Source organism: Micromonospora sp. R77, from assembly GCF_022747945.1.
In the GTDB taxonomy this organism is placed as follows: Bacteria; Actinomycetota; Actinomycetes; order Mycobacteriales; family Micromonosporaceae; genus Micromonospora.
Genome location: NZ_JALDST010000001.1, coordinates 5,001,928 through 5,019,249, shown reverse-complemented (window position 1 = coordinate 5,019,249; position 17,322 = coordinate 5,001,928). Strand labels below are relative to the sequence as shown.

The window sequence follows — 17,322 nt, the reverse complement described above, 5'->3', positions numbered from 1 at the left end:
GACGCTCCTCACGGTTGTGCGTACACCGTCAGCCGGCGGGTCGCCGGGACGGTGCCCTGCTGCGGTGGACGCTAGGCCCCGCGCAGCAGTCGTCGCTCGGGACGACCTAGTACGCTCCCGGTCGCGGCACCCCCGGCGGCCACTCGTACTAGTACGCTTCGCGGCGGAGGTGTCGCCCATGTCCCCCGCCGAGCCGCCGTACCGTCGGATCGCCGCGGAGATCCGCCGCCGGATCGCGCTCGGCGAGCTGCGCGCCGGCGACCCGGTCCCGTCGGCCAGGCGGATCACCCGCGAGCACGGGGTGGCCATCGCCACCGCCACCAAGGTGCTCGCCCTGCTGCGCGACGAGGGGCTGGTGCTGACCCGGCCCGGTGCGGGCACCGTCGTCGCCCCCGGGCCCGGCCCGGCGACCCGGACGGGACGGTCCGAGCCGGAGCTGACCCGGGACCGGGTGGTGCGGACCGCCATCGCCCTCGCCGACGCCGGTGGTCTGGCCGCCGTCTCCATGCGGCAGCTCGCCGCCGAGCTGGGCGTCGCCACCATGTCGCTCTACCGGCACGTACGCGGACGCGACGAGCTGGTCCTGGCGATGGCCGACACGGTGCTCGGCGACGCGCCGCTGCCGGCCCGGCAGCCGACGGGCTGGCGGGCCCGCCTGGAGCTGCTCGCCCGGGCGCACTGGGCAGCCTACCGGCGGCACCGCTGGCTGCCGCACGTCATCTCGATCCCCCGCCCGCAGCTGATGCCGCACGGCATGGCGCACACCGAGTGGGCGTTGCGCGCCACCGACGGCCTGGGCCTGGACCGGCAGCTGCGCTGGCACATCGCGATCACCCTGGTGGCGTACGTGCGGGGGATCGCCACGAACCTGGAGATGCGGGCGCAGGCCGAGCAGGACACCGGCCTCACCGACGACCAGTGGGTGGACCGCCAGGAGGACACCTTCCGACGGGTGATCGTCGCCGGGGGCTACACCACCATGGCGGCGCTGACCGCCGAGGGCGACGTGGACCTCGACCTGGACAGCGTCTTCGAGTTCGGCCTGCACCGGTTCCTCGACGGGTGCGCCGCGCTGGTCGGGCCGGCGGCGACCGGTCCGGTCCCGGGGGTCACTCCGGGAAGGTGACCACCCAGCGGGCGCCCTCGCCCCGGGCCAGCCGGTCCACCGCGGCGGGCGCCTCGTCCAGCGGGATCGTGCCGCTGACCAGCGGACGCAGGTCCAGGCTGCCGGCGCCGAGCGACCGGGCCAGCTCGGGCACCTCCCGATCCGGATCGGCCGAGCCGTACACCGAGGAGCGCAACGTGCGCGCGGAGTGGAAGATGTCCAGCGCGGAGAGGCTGACCAGGTCCTCCTTGCCGCCCATGCCGACCACGGTGACCGCTCCCCCGCGCCGGGTGGCCCGCCAGGCGGCGCGGATGGTGGCGGACCGGCCGACGCACTCGAAGGCGTGGTCGACGCCCCGTCCCTCGGTGCGGGCCCGTATTTCCTTGGCGAGTCGGTGGTCCGAGCGGAGGAACTCGGTCGCGCCGGCCGCCAGGGCCGGCTCGCGCTTCGCCTCGGCGACGTCGACCGCGAGGATCGGCGTCGCACCGGCGGCCCGGGCGGCGCCGAGCACGGCGAGCCCGACCCCGCCGAGGCCGATCACCGCGACCGACTCGCCGGCGGCCACCCGCGCGGTGTTGCGGACCGCGCCGGTGCCGGTGAGCACCGCGCAGCCGAGCAGCGCCGCCTGCTCGGGCGGCAGCCCGGCGGGTACGGCCACGGCGGCGTGCGCCGGGATCACCACCTCCTCGGCGAGCGCGCCGAGGCCGAGGGTGACGTGCAGCGGGGTGCCGTCGGCGGTCTCGCCCCGGGCCACGGCGGGCGCGGTGTTGGCGGCGCAGAGCCACGGCTCGTCGTGCCGGCAGAACCAGCAGGCCCGGCAGGCGGGCGCCCAGTTGAGCACCACGGGCGTGCCGACGGCCGGCCCGGCACCGGGGCCGGTCTCGACGACCACCCCGGTGGCCTCGTGCCCGAGCACCAGCGGGTACGCGGCGGCCAGCGTGCCGTCCACCATGGACAGATCGGAGTGGCAGATGCCGGCGGCGCGGATCCGCACCCGCAACTCGCCGGGCCCGGGCGCGGGCAGCCGGATCTCCTCGACGGCCAGCGGCTGGCCGGGCCCCCTGGACACCAGCGCCCTCATCGCTGGATCGCCTTGACCTCGGTGAACTCCTCGACCCCGTACCGGCCCAGCTCCCGGCCGAGGCCGGACTGCCGGTAGCCGCCGAACGGGGCGAGCGGGTTGAACGCGCCGCCGTTGACGTCCACCTGGCCGGTCCGCAGCCGGCGGGCGACGGCGAGGGCCCGTTCCTCGTCGGCGGACCAGACCGCGCCGGCCAGGCCGTAGCGGGAGTTGTTGGCGATGGCGACCGCCTCGTCGGTGTCGGCGAACGGGATGACGGCGAGCACCGGACCGAAGACCTCCTCCTGGGCGAGGGCGCTGTCCGGGTGCACGTCGGCCAGGACGGTCGGCGCGACGAAGTGGCCACGTGGTGGCAGCGGCGCGCCGGGACCACCGGCGACCAGCCGCGCCCCGTCGGCCAGGGCCCGGTCGACGTGCCCGCGCACCCGCTCGGCCTGGGCGGCGGAGACCAGCGGGCCCAGCCGGGTGTCCGGGTCGAACGGGTCCCCCAACCGGTACGCCGCGACGGCCGCGGCGATCAGGTCGAGCGCCTCGGCGTAGCGGTCCCGGTGCACCAGCATCCGGGTCCAGGCGGTGCAGGTCTGCCCGGAGTTGAGCAGGGCGTTGCCCACGCCGGCCTTGACCGCGGTGGCCAGGTCGGCGTCGGCGAGGATCAGGTTGGCCGACTTGCCGCCGAGTTCGAGGGCGACCCGGGCGATCCGGTCGGCGGCGAGGTGGGCGATCCGGCGGCCGGTGGCGGTGGAGCCGGTGAACGAGACGAGGTCGACGTCCGGGTGGCCGGCGAGCGCCTCGCCGACCACCGGCCCGGTCCCGGGGACCAGGTTGACCACGCCGGCCGGCAGCCCGGCCTCGGTGATCGCGTCGAAGAGCAGGTACGCCGTGAGCGGGGTCAGCTCGCTGGGTTTGAGCACCACGGTGCAGCCGGCCGCGAGGGCGGGGGCCACCTTGGCCACCACCTGGTGCAGCGGGTAGTTCCACGGGGTGATCGCGCCGACCACGCCGACCGGTTCGCGGACCACCAGGGAGTTGCCGATCGTCTCCTCGGCCGGCGGGTCGGCGGCCAGCTCCACCATCGAGCGGAGCACGGTCAGCGGCAGGCCGGTCTGCACCCGGCCGGCGAGCTTGAGCGGGGCGCCCAGCTCCAGGGCGATGGTGCGGGTGATCTCGCGGGCCCGCAGGGCGAGAGCGGTGTGCAGCCGGCCGAGGTGGGCGGCGCGCTCGGCCGGATCGGTGGCGGCCCAGTCGGGGAAGGCGGCCCGGGCGGCGGCCACGGCCCGGTCGACGTCGGCCGGGGTGCCGGCCGGGACCTGCCCGATGATGTCACCGGTCGCCGGGTTCTCGACCGGGACGGTCTCCCCCTCGGCGGGGTCGACCCAGTCACCTGCGACGTGCAGATGGCGGCGGTGAAGGAGGGCGGGGGGCGCGGCGGCGAGATCCATGTCGTCCTTCGGGGAGGCCGGAAACTGGCACTGCGAGGTGGGACGCTACTCCGGGCGGCCCGCCGGCTCCAGCGGTCCGACGGTCCGTTCGTACTCGGCCGCCAGGCCGCGCAGCAGCGCGTCCAGGCCGAGGGTGAAGGCGCCCTCGTCGACCTGGCGCTGGTGGGCGGCGAGCCGGTGCGCCTGGGTCAGGTGCGGGTAGTGGGCGGCGTAGAGCTCCGGGTCCTCGACGAAGCCCCGGGCGAACGAGCCGAGCGCCGACCCGGCCACGAAGTAGCGCAGCGCGGCGCCGATGTGGGTGGCCCGGGCCGGTGGCCAGCCGGCGCGTACCAGGCCGCCGTAGACCGCGTCGGCCATCGCCAGGGCGGCCGGTCGCCGCCCCGGCCCCTGCGCCAGGTGCGGCACGATGTTCGGGTGCGCGCGCAGCGCCCGCCGGTAGGACACCGCCCACCGGCGCAGCGCCTCCCGCCAGTCGCAGGTGGCGAAGGCGGAGGTGTCCACGGTCGCGGTGACGCTGTCGGCGACGGCGTCGAGGATGGCCTGCTTGGTGGCGAAGTAGTGGTAGAGCGACGGCCCCTGCACGCCCAGCTCGGCGGCGAGCCGGCGGGTGGAGAGCGCGGGCAGCCCTTCGGCGTCGATGACCGCCCGGGCCGTGTCGACGATCCGCTGCCGGTCGAGCAGCGGCTGCCGGGGTCGCGGCACGTGGTCTCCTCGGGGGTATGGACGCGGCAAAACTTGCGCCGCTAGTTTAGGGCGCGACGGCGTCGCCGCACCGGGAGGGAACCACCATGGATTTCGCACCCACCGACGAGCAACGCGCGGTCCGGGACACCGTTCGCTCCTTCGTCACCCGCGAGGTGATGCCGCTGGAGCAGGAGGCGCTGCGCCGCGAGCGCGCGCACCGGCCCGGCCTGGAGCGCGCCGAGCTGCGCGAGCTGCAGCGCCGGGCGCGAAAGTTCGGCTTCTGGGGCCTGGCCACCCCCGAGGAGTACGGCGGGATGGCCCTGCCCGCGGTCACCCAGTCGCTGATCTGGACGGAGCTGGGCCGGACCTTCCTGCCGTTCCGCTTCGGCGGCGAGGCCGACAACATCCTCTTCCACGCCACCCCGGCGCAGCAGCGCGAGTTCCTGCTGCCCACCATCGAGGGCGAACGGATCTCCTGCTTCGCGATCACCGAGCCGGGCGCCGGCTCGGACGCGGCGAACATCCGGCTGCGCGCCCGCCGCGACGGCGACGACTGGGTGCTGGACGGCGAGAAGACCTTCATCACAGGAGGAAACGACGCCGACTTCGCCATCGTCATCGCGGTCACCGACCCGGAGAAGGGCGCCCGCAACGGCGGCGCGACGGCGTTCCTGGTGGACCGGGCGATGGGCTGGCGGTCCGAGTTCATCCAGACCATGGGTGAGGGCGGCCCGGCGGCGCTGATCTTCGACGGCGTACGGGTGCCGCACCGCAACATCCTCGGCGAGGTCGGCCAGGGCTTCGCGCTCGGCATGGAGTGGATCGGCAAGGGCCGCTACACCATCCCGTCGCACGCCCTCGGCATCGCCGAACGGGCCCTGCAGATGGCGATCGACCAGGCCAACACCCGGGAGACGTTCGGCGCGAAGATCGGCACCAACCAGGCGATCCAGTGGATGATCGCCGACTCCGAGGTCGAGCTGGAGGCCGCGCGCTGGCTGGTGCTGCGCGCCGCCTGGACGGTCGACCAGGGCCTCGACCCCCGGCACGCCTCCTCGATGGCGAAGCTCTACGGCGCCGGCATGGTCAACCGGGTGGTGGACCGGGTGCTCCAGATCCACGGCGGCATGGGTTACACCCGGGAGCTGCCGATCGAGCGCTGGTACCGGCAGGTGCGACTCTATCGGATCTTCGAGGGCACCGACGAGATGCAGCGGCTGATCATCGCCCGTGACCTGCTGCGCGGTTACACGAGGATCGGCGGCCACCTGGCCTGAGCCGGGTGCCCGTCCCGGCACCGGGGCGGGCACCGCGGCGCTCAGCTCGTCAGCGCGTCCAGCGCCAGGTCGACGTCCGCCTCGGTGGTGTAGAGGTGGAAGGCGGCCCGGACGCGGCCGGCGCGGACCGCCGCGCGTACCCCGGCCCGGGCCAGTTTCTCCTGCGCGTCGGGCACCTCGACCGCCACGATCGCGCTCTCGCCCGGCGGCCGGCCCAGCCCGGCGAGGAACCGGTTGGCCAGCGCCACGTCGTGGTCCCGGACCGCCGGCAGCCCGATCTGCGCCAGCAGCTCCAGGGCGGGCGCCGCCCCGACGTAGCAGAACCAGGCCGGGGAGATGTCGAAGCGGCGGGCGTCGCCGGCCAGCCGCAGCGGCGGGCCGTAGTAGGAGGCGTACGGGTCCGCCCCGGCGAACCAGCAGGCGGCGTCCGGGCGCATCCGCTCGCGCAGCGCCGGGGCCAGGTAGGCGAAGGCCGTGCCGCGCGGCGACATCAGCCACTTGTAGGCCGACACCACCACCGCGTCGGCCAGCCCGGCGTCGAAGGGCAGCCAGCCGCAGGCCTGGGTGGCGTCCACCGCGACCAGGGCGCCGTGCGCGCGGGCCGCCGCGACGATCTTCTCGTACGGGGCAACGGCGCCGTCGGCGGACTGCACCAGGCTGAACGCGACCAGGTCGGTGGCGTCGTCGATCGCGTCGACCAGCCCGGCCAGCGGCACCGTACGCACCAGCACCCCGCGTTCCTGCTGCACCAGCCACGGGAACAGGTTCGAGGTGAACTCCACCTCGGGCACCACCACCGTGGCGTCCGCCGGCAGCGCGGCGGCGACCGGGGCGAGCAGCTGGGAGGCGGTGCTGCCGACCGCCACGTCGTCCGGTGCCACCCCGACCAGACCGGCGAAGGCCACCCGGGCGCGGCCGGCCGACTCCGACCAGCCCTCCCAGGACATCCGTCCCACCCGCCAGCCCGCGAGTGCGTCCTGCAGCGCCACCCACGCCGGCTCGGGCGGCAGCCCGTAGGTGGCCGTGTTGAGCCAGCCCGGCTCGGGCTGCCAGAGCTTCTGCGCCTGTTCCAGTTCCATGCCTCGACGCTAGCGACGGCCCCGCCGCTGCGGTCAGCGCCAATCAGGCGGTGGTGGCCTCCGCCCGGGGCGGGGCGGCCTGCGCGTAGCCGGCGAACCGGTCGACGAGGCCGTGCGGGGCGTCGTCGCGGAAGCAGAGTTCCAGGTTCGCGGCGGCCTCGGCGGCGGCCCGCGCGCTGCGCGGGAAGAGTGCCCGCTCGTACTCGGCGAGGGCGGTCTCGAGGTCGCCCGGGTGGGCGGCGACCGCCCGGCCCAGCTCGGCGCCGTCGAGCATGGCGAGGTTGGCGCCCTCCCCGGCGAACGGGGACATCAGGTGCGCGGCGTCACCGAGCAGGGTGACCCCCGGCACCCGGTCCCAGCGGTGCGCGACCGGCAGGGCGTGGATGCGGCGCGGCACGACCGGCCCGTCGGCCTCGGTGACCAGGGCCCGGAGTTCGGGCGCCCAGTCGGCGAACCGTCCGGCCAGCAGGGCCCGGACCTCGGCCGGGTCGGCGCCGTCGAGACCGGCGAGCCAGTCGGCCGGGCCGGTGAGCGCGGCGTAGACGTGCAGGCTGCCGTCGGTCTCCCGGTGGGCCAGCAGGCCCCGCCCGGGGCCGAGGGCGAAGAGCATCCCGGTGCCGACCACGGCGGCGCAGCCGGGCTGCCGACGGTCCGCGTCGGTCAGCTCCAGCTCGACGAAGGACACCCCGGCGTACGCCGGTTCGGCGGCGGAGAGCAGCGGCCGGATCCGGGACCAGGCCCCGTCGGCGCCGACCAGCAGGCCGGTGGTGACGGTGCCGCCATCGGCGAGGGCCAGTTCGTGCCGGCCGCCACCCAGCGCCCGGACCCCGGTGACCCGACTGCCCCAACGGACTGTGCCGGCCGGCAGCGAGTCGAGCAGCAGGCGGCGCAGCTGCCCCCGCTCGACCTCCGGGCGGCCGCCGTCGCCGTCGTCGACCTCGTTGACGTACACGGTGCCGTTGCCGGCCAGGACGCGCACCGCCTCGCCGCCGGGGTGGACGATGTCGCGGAACCGGTCGGTCAGGCCGGCGGCGCGCAGGGCGACCTGGCCGCTGTCGTGGTGGATGTCGAGCATGCCGCCCTGGGTGCGGCTGGTCGGCGACTCGTCCCGCTCGTGGACGGTGACGGCGATGCCGTGCAGGTGCAGGACGCGGGCCAGCATCAGCCCGCCCAGCCCGGCGCCCACGATGGTGATCGACGGTGTGGTCATGGTTCCTCCTGGTTGAACATGTTCGGGACGAACATGTTCGCGATAGGTGCGTAAGGGTGCCGGCTCGCCGGTGAGCCGTGGATGTCGCCGACCATGGGTGCGGGTGGCGGCGATGCCGCCGACTACGGGGTGCGGGTGGCGGCGATGCCGCCGACCAGCACCGCGAACGACCAGTGCAGCCGCTGCTCCCCGGTGCCGGAGAAGAGCTCGTCGCGGGCGCGGTGCAGGTGCGGGTAGTCGGCGGCGGCGGCCTCCCGTACCGCCACCGCCAGGTGCCGCTCCTCGCTCGCGGTGGCCGTCGAGGAGTCCCGGGCGCCCTGCTCGGCCGCCGTGGCGGTGGCGTGCTGCAGGAGCAGGTCGACGCCCCACCCGGCCTGCCGCGCCGGCACCCCGCCGGCGTGCAGCAGACCGAGCAGCGCGTCGAGCAGCCGCAGGTAGTGCGGCCCCGACGGGCGCAGCGTCAGCACCGACCGCGCCAGGCTCGGCTGCCGCATCAGCAGCACGGTGTACGCCGCCAGCAGATCGATCAGGTCGTCGCGCCAGCGCCCGGGGGCACCGCCGTCCGGCACGGCGAGGTCGGCGACCAGCTCGTCCAGCAGGGCGCCGTGCAACTCCGCCATGTTCTCCACATAGACGTAGAGCGAGGCGGGCCCGGTGTCGAGTTCGCTCGCCAGTCGGCGCATGGTGACCCGCTCCAGGCCCTCCTCGCGCATGATCCGCAGCGCGACGGCGACCAGGCCGTCGCGGCTCAGCGGCGGCTTGGCCGGACGGTCGCGCCGACTCACGGGCACCCGACGAGGACTCATGAACGCGATCGTAACGAACACGTTCGTCGGTTGACAATCCCGTACGCCGACCGTGGTCGTGCCGATGGGTCAGCTGACGTTGGCGGGGCCGAGGACGCTCTTCAGGTCGCCCATGAGGGCGGTGGTGGCGGCGACCCGGAACGGGCCGAGGCGCAGGGTGGTGGTCTTGCCGCCGTTGAGGAGCTTGACGTGCACCTCGGTGTCGCCGGGGTGCAGGACCAGGGTCTCCTTGAGGCGCTCCACCAGGGGTGGCGTGCAGCGGTGCACCGGGATGGTGAGGGTGACCGGCTTGGTCCCCGGGTTGCTGGTGACGTCCGGCATGGACATGTCCATCGCCATGATCCGCGGAGTGTCGTCGCGGCGGTCGACACGCCCCTTGACCACCACGATCGCGTCCTCGGCGATGTACTGCCCGATCACCTCGTAGGTGTTCGGGAAGAACAGCGTCTCCACCCCGCCGGCCAGGTCCTCCAGGGTCGCCGACGCCCAGGCCCGGCCCTGCTTGGTGACCCGGCGCTGCACACCGGAGAGGATGCCGGCCAGGGTGACCACCGCCCCGTCGGGCACGGTGCCCTCCTCCGACAGGGAGGCGATGGTGCAGTCCGCCGCCGCACCCAGGACGTGCTCCAGCCCGAAGAGCGGGTGGTCGGAGACGTAGAGGCCGAGCATCTCGCGTTCGAAGGCGAGCTTGTCGCGCTTGTCCCACTCGCTCTCACCGATGACCGGCATGACGGTGGTGCTGCCGGTGTCCGCGTCACCGAAGCCGGCGCCGAAGAGGTCGTACTGGCCGACGGCCTCCTTGCGCTTGACGTCGGCGTACGCGTCGATGGCGTCGGCATGCACGGCGAGCAGCCCCTTGCGGGGGTGTCCCAGCGAGTCGAACGCGCCGGCCTTGATCAGCGATTCGATGGTCTTCTTGTTGCAGACCACCGCGTCGACCTTGGACAGGAAGTCGTAGAAGTCGGCGTATTCGCCCTTCTCCTCGCGGCAGCGCATGATCGAGGCGACCACGTTCGCGCCGACGTTGCGCACCGCCGCCAGGCCGAAGCGGATGTCCTTGCCGACCGGGGTGAACGGCCCGGCCGAGGTGTTCACGTCCGGCGGGAGCACCTGGATCCGCATCCGGCGACACTCGGACAGATAGAGCGCCATCTTGTCCTTGTCGTCACCGACCGAGGTGAGCAGCCCGGCCATGTACTCGGCCGGGTAGTGCGCCTTGAGGTACGCGGTCCAGTACGACACCAGCCCGTACGCGGCGGAGTGCGCCTTGTTGAAGGCGTACCCGGCGAACGGCACCAGGACGTCCCACACCGCCTGGATCGCGTCGTCGGGGTAGCCGCGCTCCCGGCAGCCGTCCCGGAACGGGATGAACTCCTTGTCGAGGATCTCCTTCTTCTTCTTACCCATCGCCCGGCGCAGCAGGTCCGCCTGACCGAGGGTGTAACCGGCGAGGATCTGCGCGGCGCGCTGCACCTGCTCCTGGTAGACGATCAGGCCGTAGGTCGGCTCCAGGATCTCCCGCAGCGGCTCCTCCAGCTTCGGGTGGATCGGGGTGATCTCCTGCTGGCCGTTCTTGCGCAGCGCGTAGTTGGTGTGCGAGTCGACACCCATCGGGCCGGGCCGGTAGAGCGCCAGCACGGCGGAGATGTCCTCGAAGTTGTCCGGCTTCATCAGCCGCAGCAGTGACCGCATCGGCCCGCCGTCGAGCTGGAACACCCCCAGCGTGTCGCCCCGGGCCAGCAGCTCGTAGGCCGCCTTGTCGTCCAGCGGCAGGGCCAGCAGGTCGAGCTGCTTGCCGTGGTTGAGCTCGATGTTCTTGACCGCGTCGTCGATGATGGTCAGGTTGCGCAGGCCGAGGAAGTCCATCTTCAACAACCCGAGCGACTCGCACGTCGGGTAGTCGAACTGGGTGATGATCGCCCCGTCGGCGTCCCGCCGCATCAACGGGATGTGCTCGATGATCGGCTCGGCGGACATGATGACCCCGGCGGCGTGCACACCGGTCTGTCGGATCAGCCCCTCGATCCCCTTCGCGGTGTCGATCACCTTCCGCACGTCCGGGTCCGACTCGTACAGGCCCCGGATCTCGCCGGCCTCGGCGTAGCGCGGGTGCTTCGGGTCGAAGATGCCGGTCAGCGGGATGTCCTTGCCCATCACCGCCGGCGGCATCGCCTTGGTGATCCGGTCCCCCACCGCGTACGGGTAGCCCAGCACCCGGGCCGAGTCCTTGATCGCGGCCTTCGCCTTGATCGTGCCGAACGTCGCGATCTGCGCGACCTTGTCCTCGCCCCACTTGTCGGTGACGTACTTGATCACCTCACCGCGCCGACGCTCGTCGAAGTCGATGTCGACATCGGGCATCGAGACGCGCTCCGGGTTGAGGAACCGCTCGAAGATCAGCCCGTGCGGGATCGGGTCCAGGTCCGTGATGCCCAGGGCGTACGCGACCAGGGAACCGGCGGCCGAACCACGGCCCGGACCCACCGCGATGCCCTGGCTCTTCGCCCACTGGATGAAGTCCGCCACCACGAGGAAGTACGACGGGAAGCCCATCTGGTTGATGACGCCCAGCTCGTACTCCGCCTGGACCAGGTGCCCCTCCGGGATGCCACCGGGGTAGCGGCGGGCCAGCCCGGCGAAGGTCTCCTTGCGGAACCACGACTCCTCGGTCTCCCCGTCGGGCACCGGGAAGCGGGGCATCAGGTTGTGGAACTCGAACATCCCGGTCGGGTCGACCTTCTCGGCGACCAGCAGGGTGTTGCGGCAGCCCTGCTGCCACAGCTCCGACGAGTCGACCGCCCGCATCTGCTCGGCGGACTTGATGAAGTAGCCGCCGCCCTCGAACCGGAACCGGTTCGGGTCGTCGATGTTGCTGCCGGTCTGCACGCAGAGCAGCACGTCGTGCGCGGTGGCCTGCGCCTCGTGGGTGTAGTGCGAGTCGTTGGTGACCACCGGCGGGATGTCCAGCTTGCGGGCGATCTCGGTGAGGCCGTCGCGGACCCGGCGCTCGATGTCGAGCCCGTGGTCCATGATCTCCAGGAAGTAGTTCTCCTTGCCGAAGATGTCCTGGTAGCTGGCGGCGACCTTGAGCGCCTCGTCGAACTGGCCGAGCCGCAGCCGGGTCTGCACCGCGCCGGACGGGCAGCCGGTGGTGGCCATGATCCCCTCGGCGTGCTCGGCGATCAGCTCCATGTCCATCCGGGGCCACTTGACGTAGTGGCCCTCCATGGAGGCGCGCGAGTTCAGCGTGAAGAGGTTCTTCAGGCCCTGCGCGTTCCGCGCCCACATGGTCTTGTGGGTGATCGCGCCGTTGCCGGAGACGTCGTCGCTCTTCTGCTCCGGCCGACCCCACTTGACCCGGGCCTTGTGATACCGCGACTCCGGCGCCACGTACGCCTCGACGCCCAGGATCGGGGTGATGCCGGCGGCCATGGCCTGCTTGTAGAAGTCGTTCGCGCCGTGCATGTTGCCGTGGTCGGTGATCGCCACCGCCGGCATGCCGAGCCGGTTGGCCTCGGCGAAGAGGTCCTTGAGCCGGGCCGCCCCGTCGAGCATCGAGTACTCCGTGTGCACGTGCAGATGCGCGAACGAATCAGCCATGCGTGGCGCCCCCCGGCGGTGTGGATCTTGGGTGGTCGGAGTCGACCGGGTCCCACCCTACCGAGGTGATCTCGGCGCCTCCACCGCCCGCGCCGAGGGTGGTCCGAGTCTCCTTCGACCGCCGTCCCGGGCCCGTCCGGCGGGGCGGAGCCTGCGCCCTCGACATTAGTGTGTGGCACACAGTATGGTGTGACGCATGGTCAGTGAGGAACTCCTCCGTACCCACCTGCAGGAATTGCGCCGCGGCACCGTGGTGGTGGCGTGCCTGGTCGCCCTCCGCCGCCCCGACTACGGCTATGCGCTGCTGCAACGCCTCACGGCGCACGGGTTCCCGGTGGACGCGAACACCCTCTATCCGCTGCTGCGGCGGCTGGCGGAGCAGGGCCTGCTGACCAGCGAGTGGAACACCGAGGAGAGCCGGCCGCGCAAGTTCTACCGCACCAGCGCCGACGGCGAGCAGGTGCTGCGCCACCTCCTCGACGACCTCGCCGCCGTGCAGACCTCCGTGACCGGACTGATCGAAGGAGCGGACCGATGACCTCGCTGACCGACCGCTATCTCGCCGCGACCCTGCGCACCGTGCCGCCGCAGCGGCGCGACGACATCGCCGGTGAGCTGCGCGCCTCCATCCGGGACATGGTCGACGACCGGGTCGGCACCGGGCAGGACCCGGCGACGGCCGAGCGCGCGGTGCTCACCGAGCTGGGGCCGCCCGACCTGCTCGCCGCCCGCTACACCGACCGGGTGCTGCACCTGATCGGCCCCACCTACTACCTGATCTGGTGGAACCTGCTGCGCCGGCTGCTCACCTGGATCCCGGCCGCGGTGGGCGTGGTGGCCGGGACGGTCCACGCGGCGACCTCCGACGCGCCCGGTGGCGCGGTCGGCACCGGGATCAGCGCCGCCATCCAGACGGCGGCGCAGATCGGCTTCTGGACGACCCTGGTCTTCGCCGTGCTGGAGCGCACCCGCACCCCGCTGGAGCTGCCCGCCTGGACCCCGGACCGACTCGCCGAGGTGCCGGTCGAGCGGGACGCGCGGCTCCCCGAGACCTGCGCCGCGGTGGTGATGCTCGTGCTGCTCGGCGGGTTCCTGGTGGGGCAGCACTTCCGCTCCTGGGTCGCCGGGCCGGACGGGCGGGACATCCCCCTGCTCGACCCGGCACTGTGGAGCGGCTGGCTGCCCGCGCTGATCGGGGTGTTGCTGCTCGGCGCCGCCTTCGAGATCGTCAAGTACCGGGTCGGGCGCTGGACCTGGCCGCTGTTCGGCGCGCGGGTCGCCCTCGACGTGGCCTTCTGGCTGCCGGTGCTGTGGCTGCTGCGGACCGACCGGCTGCTCAACCCGGCACTGATCCGGCAGGTCGAGTGGTTCCGCGACGCCGGCAACGTCGACACCCTGGTCGACATCGTCACCGCCGGGGTGGTCCTGGTGCTGATCTGGGGCATCGTCGAGGCCGGGATCAAGACCTACCGCGCCAGCCGCTGAGCCGCGACCGGCCCGGCGCGCCCGGGGGCGCCGGGCCACTCAGCCCAGCTTCGCCGCGATGCCGTCGAGGACGATCTCCAGCCCGGCGTCGAACGCCTCGATCGCGTCGAGCTGGCAGCCTTCGGCGAAGAGCCGCGCCAGGGTCGGGTGCCGGCCGTCGCCGACCGCCCGGGCCAGGTACCGCAGCCGCTCCGGCGACGGCACGTGCGCCACCGCGCCGACCGGCACCTGGAGCAGTTCCAGGTGCACCTGGCCGACCAGATAGCCGAGGAAGGTGTTGGTGGCGTGCATCAGCGTCTCCGCCGGCAGGCCGGGCCGGTCCAGCGCCGAGAAGAGCCATTCGGAGTACGCCAGGCCGTGCGGCCCGTCCTGGGCGCGGCTGCCGAGCAGGGAGACGTACCAGGGGTGGCGGCGGGCCACCACGACCGTCGCGGCGGCGAGGGCGCGCAGCCGCGCCCGCCAGTCCCCCACCGCCGGGTCGGGCAGCGCGATCTCGCCGCAGACCGCGTCGGCCATCAGGTCGAGCAGGTCGTCCCGCGAGTCGAGGTGCCGGTAGAGCCGCATCGGGAGCACGTCCAACCGGGTCGCCACGCCGCGCAGGGTGACCGCCTCCAGGCCGCCCGCGTCGGCGAGCGCGCAGGCCGCGGCGACGATCGCCGGGCGGTCCAGCGGGGGCTGGTGCCGTCGGATCGGCTCGGGGCGTTCCCAGATGACGCTCATGGGGATACAGTGTATCCCTACCGATACGGCGTATCGATAGCGTCGGCGGGGCGTTTTTCACCATCATGGGGGCAGGGAGCGGGCATGCGGATCCGGGGCGTCGTCTACGACACCGGCGTCGAGGTGCTGCGGGGCCGACCCTCCCGACCGGACTTCGACCCCGACGAGGTCCGGGCCGACCTCCGGGAGATCGCCACCGGGCTGCACGCCACCGCCGTACGCCTGGTCGGGCAGGACCTCGACCGGCTCCGCCTGGCCGCCCGGGCCGCGGCCGAGGCCGGCCTCGCGGTCTGGCTCTCCCCCGCGCTGGGCGACCCCGGGCCGGCCGCCGCGCTGGCCCACCTGGCGGCCTGCGCGGCCGACGCCGAACGGCTGCGGGCCGAGGGCGCCGACGTGGTGCTGGTGGCCGGCTGGGAGGCCACGCTCTTCCAGCGCGGCACGGTGAGCGGGGCGACCGCCGCCGACCGGATGGCCACCATGGGCAGCCCGGCCCGGCTGCTGGCGAGCACGCTGCGGCACGGGCCCTTCCCCTGGGCGCTCAACCGACGCCTGCGCCGGGCCGCCCGGACCGCCCGGCAGCACTTCGCCGGCCCGGTGACCTACGCGGCGGCCGACTTCGAGACCGTCGACTGGCGACCGTTCGACCAGGTGGGCCTCGACCACTACCGCAGCGGCGAGCCGCTGGACGAGTGGGCCCGGGCGATCACCGAACGGCGTCGGCACGGGCTACCCGTGGTGCTGACCGAGCTGGGCTGCGCCACCTACGCCGGAGCCGCGCGGCGGGGCACCACGGCGTGGACGGTGGTCGACCGGGGCGTCGACCCGCCCCGGCTGCGCGAGCCGGTGACCCGGGACGAGGACGGGCAGGCCGGCGAGGTGGGCGCGCTGCTCGACGCGGCGGACGCCGCCGGCGTCGAGGGCACCTTCGTCTTCACGTACGCGGCGTTCAGCTACCCGCACCACACGGAACCCGCGTACGACCTGGACGCCGCCGGCTACGGCCTGGTCGCGGTGCTGCCCGACAGCGCGCGACGCCGCAAGGCGGCCTTCCACGCGGTCGCCCGGCGCTACGCCGCCGGGTGACCGGAGCCGATCCGTCCGGGGGCCGTCCCGGCACGGGGCAGGGCGGCCCCGGACGGATCGGGACCCGGGAACGGAACCGGCCCCCGTACGCCGCGGGTCGCGACGTACGGGGGCCGGTCGGTGCGCGTCGGCCGGATCAGGCGTCGACGGCCGCCATCACCTCGTCCGAGACGTCGAAGTTCGCGTAGACGTTCTGCACGTCGTCGCAGTCCTCCAGGACGTCGATCAGCTTGAATACCTTGCGGGCACCCTCCTCGTCCAGCGGCACGTTCATGCTGGGGATGAGGGAGGACTCGGCCGACTCGTACTCGATGCCGGCGTCCTGCAGGGCGGTGCGGACCGCGATCAGGTCGGTCGGCTCGGAGACCACCTCGTACGCCTCACCGAGGTCGTTGACCTCCTCGGCGCCGGCGTCGAGGACCGCCATCATCACGTCGTCCTCGCTGGTGCCCGCCTTGGGGACGATCACCACGCCCTTGCGGGAGAACATGTACGACACCGAGCCGGCGTCGGCGAGCGAGCCGCCGTTGCGGGTCAGCGCGGTGCGGACCTCGGTCGCCGCCCGGTTACGGTTGTCGGTGAGGCACTCGATGAGCATGGCCACACCGTTCGGGCCGTAGCCCTCGTACATGATGGTCTGCCAGTCGGCGCCGCCGGCCTCCAGGCCGGAGCCGCGCTTGACCGCCCGGTCGATGTTGTCGTTCGGGACGGAGTTCTTCTTGGCCTTCTGGATGGCGTCGTAGAGCGTCGGGTTGCCCGCCGGGTCACCACCGCCGGTCCGCGCCGCGACCTCGACGTTCTTGATCAGCTTGGCGAACATCTTGCCGCGCTTGGCGTCGATCACGGCCTTCTTGTGCTTGGTGGTCGCCCACTTTGAGTGGCCGGACATCTCATACCTCCGTCTGTTGACCCACGCCTGCGTCGACTGCCCGCGCCAACTCCACGCCGCGACCGGCGGCCGGTCGGATGGAGGGCTGCGGCGGGCGGTGAGCCCAGCCGAACCGGGGGCAATCCTACCGAGGCGGGATCCAGCGGTGTCACACCCGCCCGAGGTGGGGTGTCGGCGCGAGCGCTGCCGGGCCGCCCCGGCGGGTCAGGACGCGGCCCGCACCAGGTCCACGAAGAGCCGGTGCAGCCGCAGGTCGCCGGTGAGTTCCGGGTGGAACGAGGTGGCCAGCAGGTTGCCCTGCCGGACCGCGACGATCCGGTCGGTGGCGGGTCCGTCGGTGACCCGACCCAGCACCTCGACACCCGGCCCCACCCGCTCGACCCAGGGGGCGCGGATGAAGACGGCGTGGAACGGCTCGCCCTCGACGCCGGTGATCTCCACCGGGGCCTCGAACGAGTCGACCTGCCGCCCGAACGCGTTGCGCCGGACGGTCATCCCGATGCCGGCGAAGCCGCGCTGGTCCGGACGGCCGTCGAGCACCTCGTCGGCCAGCATGATCATGCCGGCGCAGGAGCCGTAGACGGGCATGCCGGCGGCGATCCGCTTGTCGATCGGCTCCCGCATCTCGAAGATGTCGGCGAGCTTGCTGATCGTGGTGGACTCGCCCCCGGGAATGACCAGGCCGTCGACGGCGTCCAGCTCGACCGGGCGGCGGACCGGGCGGGCGTCCGCGCCGGCGCCGGCCAGGGCGGCCACGTGCTCGCGGACGTCGCCCTGCAGGGCGAGCACACCGATGACGGGTGTCGTCACTCGCCACTCCTCTCGTGCGGGGTGAGAAGAGGCCCCTTCTATACCTGAGGCGTT

The 17,322-nt window shown here is 73.4% G+C and carries 15 protein-coding genes; 5 read left to right on the top strand and 10 right to left on the bottom strand.

Going from position 1 to position 17,322, the window contains the following annotated elements; translation table 11 throughout:
* Positions 1-178: 178 nt before the first annotated feature.
* On the top strand, positions 179-1,126 hold the full coding sequence (locus tag MRQ36_RS23660) for a TetR/AcrR family transcriptional regulator C-terminal domain-containing protein (RefSeq protein ID WP_242798815.1): 948 nt from the start codon (positions 179-181) through the stop codon (positions 1,124-1,126).
* Here MRQ36_RS23660 and MRQ36_RS23655 read toward each other — a convergent pair.
* Genes MRQ36_RS23655 through MRQ36_RS23645 form a run of 3 tightly spaced genes read right to left on the bottom strand, consistent with a single transcriptional unit; the run spans position 1,110 to position 4,327 of the window.
* Positions 1,110-2,174, bottom strand: a complete 1,065-nt coding sequence (locus tag MRQ36_RS23655; protein WP_374250646.1) for a zinc-binding dehydrogenase — start codon at positions 2,172-2,174, stop codon at positions 1,110-1,112. The two genes, MRQ36_RS23660 and MRQ36_RS23655, sit on opposite strands and share 17 nt — an antisense overlap.
* Before the next feature lie 8 nt (positions 2,175-2,182).
* Positions 2,183-3,625, bottom strand: a complete 1,443-nt coding sequence (locus MRQ36_RS23650) for an aldehyde dehydrogenase family protein (RefSeq protein ID WP_242798811.1) — start codon at positions 3,623-3,625, stop codon at positions 2,183-2,185.
* A gap of 45 nt (positions 3,626-3,670) precedes the next feature.
* Positions 3,671-4,327, bottom strand: a complete 657-nt coding sequence (locus MRQ36_RS23645) for a TetR family transcriptional regulator (protein WP_308194907.1) — start codon at positions 4,325-4,327, stop codon at positions 3,671-3,673.
* A gap of 86 nt (positions 4,328-4,413) precedes the next feature.
* On the opposite strand from MRQ36_RS23645, the gene MRQ36_RS23640 reads away from it, so the two are divergent.
* On the top strand, positions 4,414-5,586 hold the full coding sequence (locus tag MRQ36_RS23640) for an acyl-CoA dehydrogenase family protein (protein WP_242798809.1): 1,173 nt from the start codon (positions 4,414-4,416) through the stop codon (positions 5,584-5,586).
* Between the two features lie 41 nt (positions 5,587-5,627).
* Here MRQ36_RS23640 and MRQ36_RS23635 read toward each other — a convergent pair whose 3' ends face one another.
* The 4 genes from MRQ36_RS23635 to dnaE all read right to left on the bottom strand — a co-directional run bounded on the left by MRQ36_RS23635 (position 5,628) and on the right by dnaE (position 12,281).
* On the bottom strand, positions 5,628-6,665 hold the full coding sequence (locus MRQ36_RS23635; protein WP_242798807.1) for an aminotransferase class V-fold PLP-dependent enzyme: 1,038 nt from the start codon (positions 6,663-6,665) through the stop codon (positions 5,628-5,630).
* A gap of 43 nt (positions 6,666-6,708) precedes the next feature.
* The gene (locus MRQ36_RS23630) at positions 6,709-7,875 is read right to left on the bottom strand and encodes an NAD(P)/FAD-dependent oxidoreductase (protein ID WP_242798806.1); all 1,167 of its coding nucleotides are present in this window, start codon (positions 7,873-7,875) and stop codon (positions 6,709-6,711) included.
* Positions 7,876-7,997: 122 nt separating this feature from the next.
* The gene (locus tag MRQ36_RS23625; protein WP_242798805.1) at positions 7,998-8,681 is read right to left on the bottom strand and encodes a TetR/AcrR family transcriptional regulator; all 684 of its coding nucleotides are present in this window, start codon (positions 8,679-8,681) and stop codon (positions 7,998-8,000) included.
* 69 nt (positions 8,682-8,750) lie between these two features.
* Entirely contained in the window at positions 8,751-12,281 is a 3,531-nt protein-coding gene (gene dnaE / locus MRQ36_RS23620; RefSeq protein ID WP_242798804.1) for a DNA polymerase III subunit alpha, read from the bottom strand.
* Positions 12,282-12,477: 196 nt separating this feature from the next.
* Here dnaE and MRQ36_RS23615 point away from each other — a divergent pair, with 196 nt between their 5' ends.
* Together MRQ36_RS23615 and MRQ36_RS23610 are read left to right on the top strand one after the other, a co-directional pair.
* Positions 12,478-12,819, top strand: a complete 342-nt coding sequence (locus tag MRQ36_RS23615; protein ID WP_242798803.1) for a PadR family transcriptional regulator — start codon at positions 12,478-12,480, stop codon at positions 12,817-12,819.
* Positions 12,816-13,766 carry a permease prefix domain 1-containing protein gene (locus tag MRQ36_RS23610; protein WP_242798802.1) on the top strand — a complete coding sequence of 317 codons (951 nt, stop codon included), beginning with the start codon at positions 12,816-12,818 and terminating at the stop codon, positions 13,764-13,766. Before MRQ36_RS23615 ends, MRQ36_RS23610 begins: the two co-directional genes overlap by 4 nt.
* 39 nt (positions 13,767-13,805) lie before the next feature.
* Here MRQ36_RS23610 and MRQ36_RS23605 read toward each other — a convergent pair whose 3' ends face one another.
* Complete coding sequence (locus MRQ36_RS23605; protein ID WP_242798801.1) at positions 13,806-14,486, bottom strand: TetR/AcrR family transcriptional regulator C-terminal domain-containing protein; 681 nt, start codon at positions 14,484-14,486, stop codon at positions 13,806-13,808.
* Positions 14,487-14,570: 84 nt separating this feature from the next.
* Here MRQ36_RS23605 and MRQ36_RS23600 point away from each other — a divergent pair, with 84 nt between their 5' ends.
* Positions 14,571-15,569, top strand: a complete 999-nt coding sequence (locus MRQ36_RS23600) for a hypothetical protein (protein ID WP_242798799.1) — start codon at positions 14,571-14,573, stop codon at positions 15,567-15,569.
* Positions 15,570-15,705: 136 nt separating this feature from the next.
* Here MRQ36_RS23600 and MRQ36_RS23595 read toward each other — a convergent pair whose 3' ends face one another.
* Both MRQ36_RS23595 and pdxT read right to left on the bottom strand, forming a co-directional pair.
* Positions 15,706-16,458, bottom strand: coding sequence for a YebC/PmpR family DNA-binding transcriptional regulator (locus MRQ36_RS23595; protein WP_242798797.1), 753 nt, complete (start codon positions 16,456-16,458; stop codon positions 15,706-15,708).
* A gap of 204 nt (positions 16,459-16,662) precedes the next feature.
* Positions 16,663-17,268 carry a pyridoxal 5'-phosphate synthase glutaminase subunit PdxT gene (gene pdxT, locus MRQ36_RS23590; protein ID WP_242798795.1) on the bottom strand — a complete coding sequence of 202 codons (606 nt, stop codon included), beginning with the start codon at positions 17,266-17,268 and terminating at the stop codon, positions 16,663-16,665.
* Between the last annotated feature and the right edge of the window lie 54 nt (positions 17,269-17,322).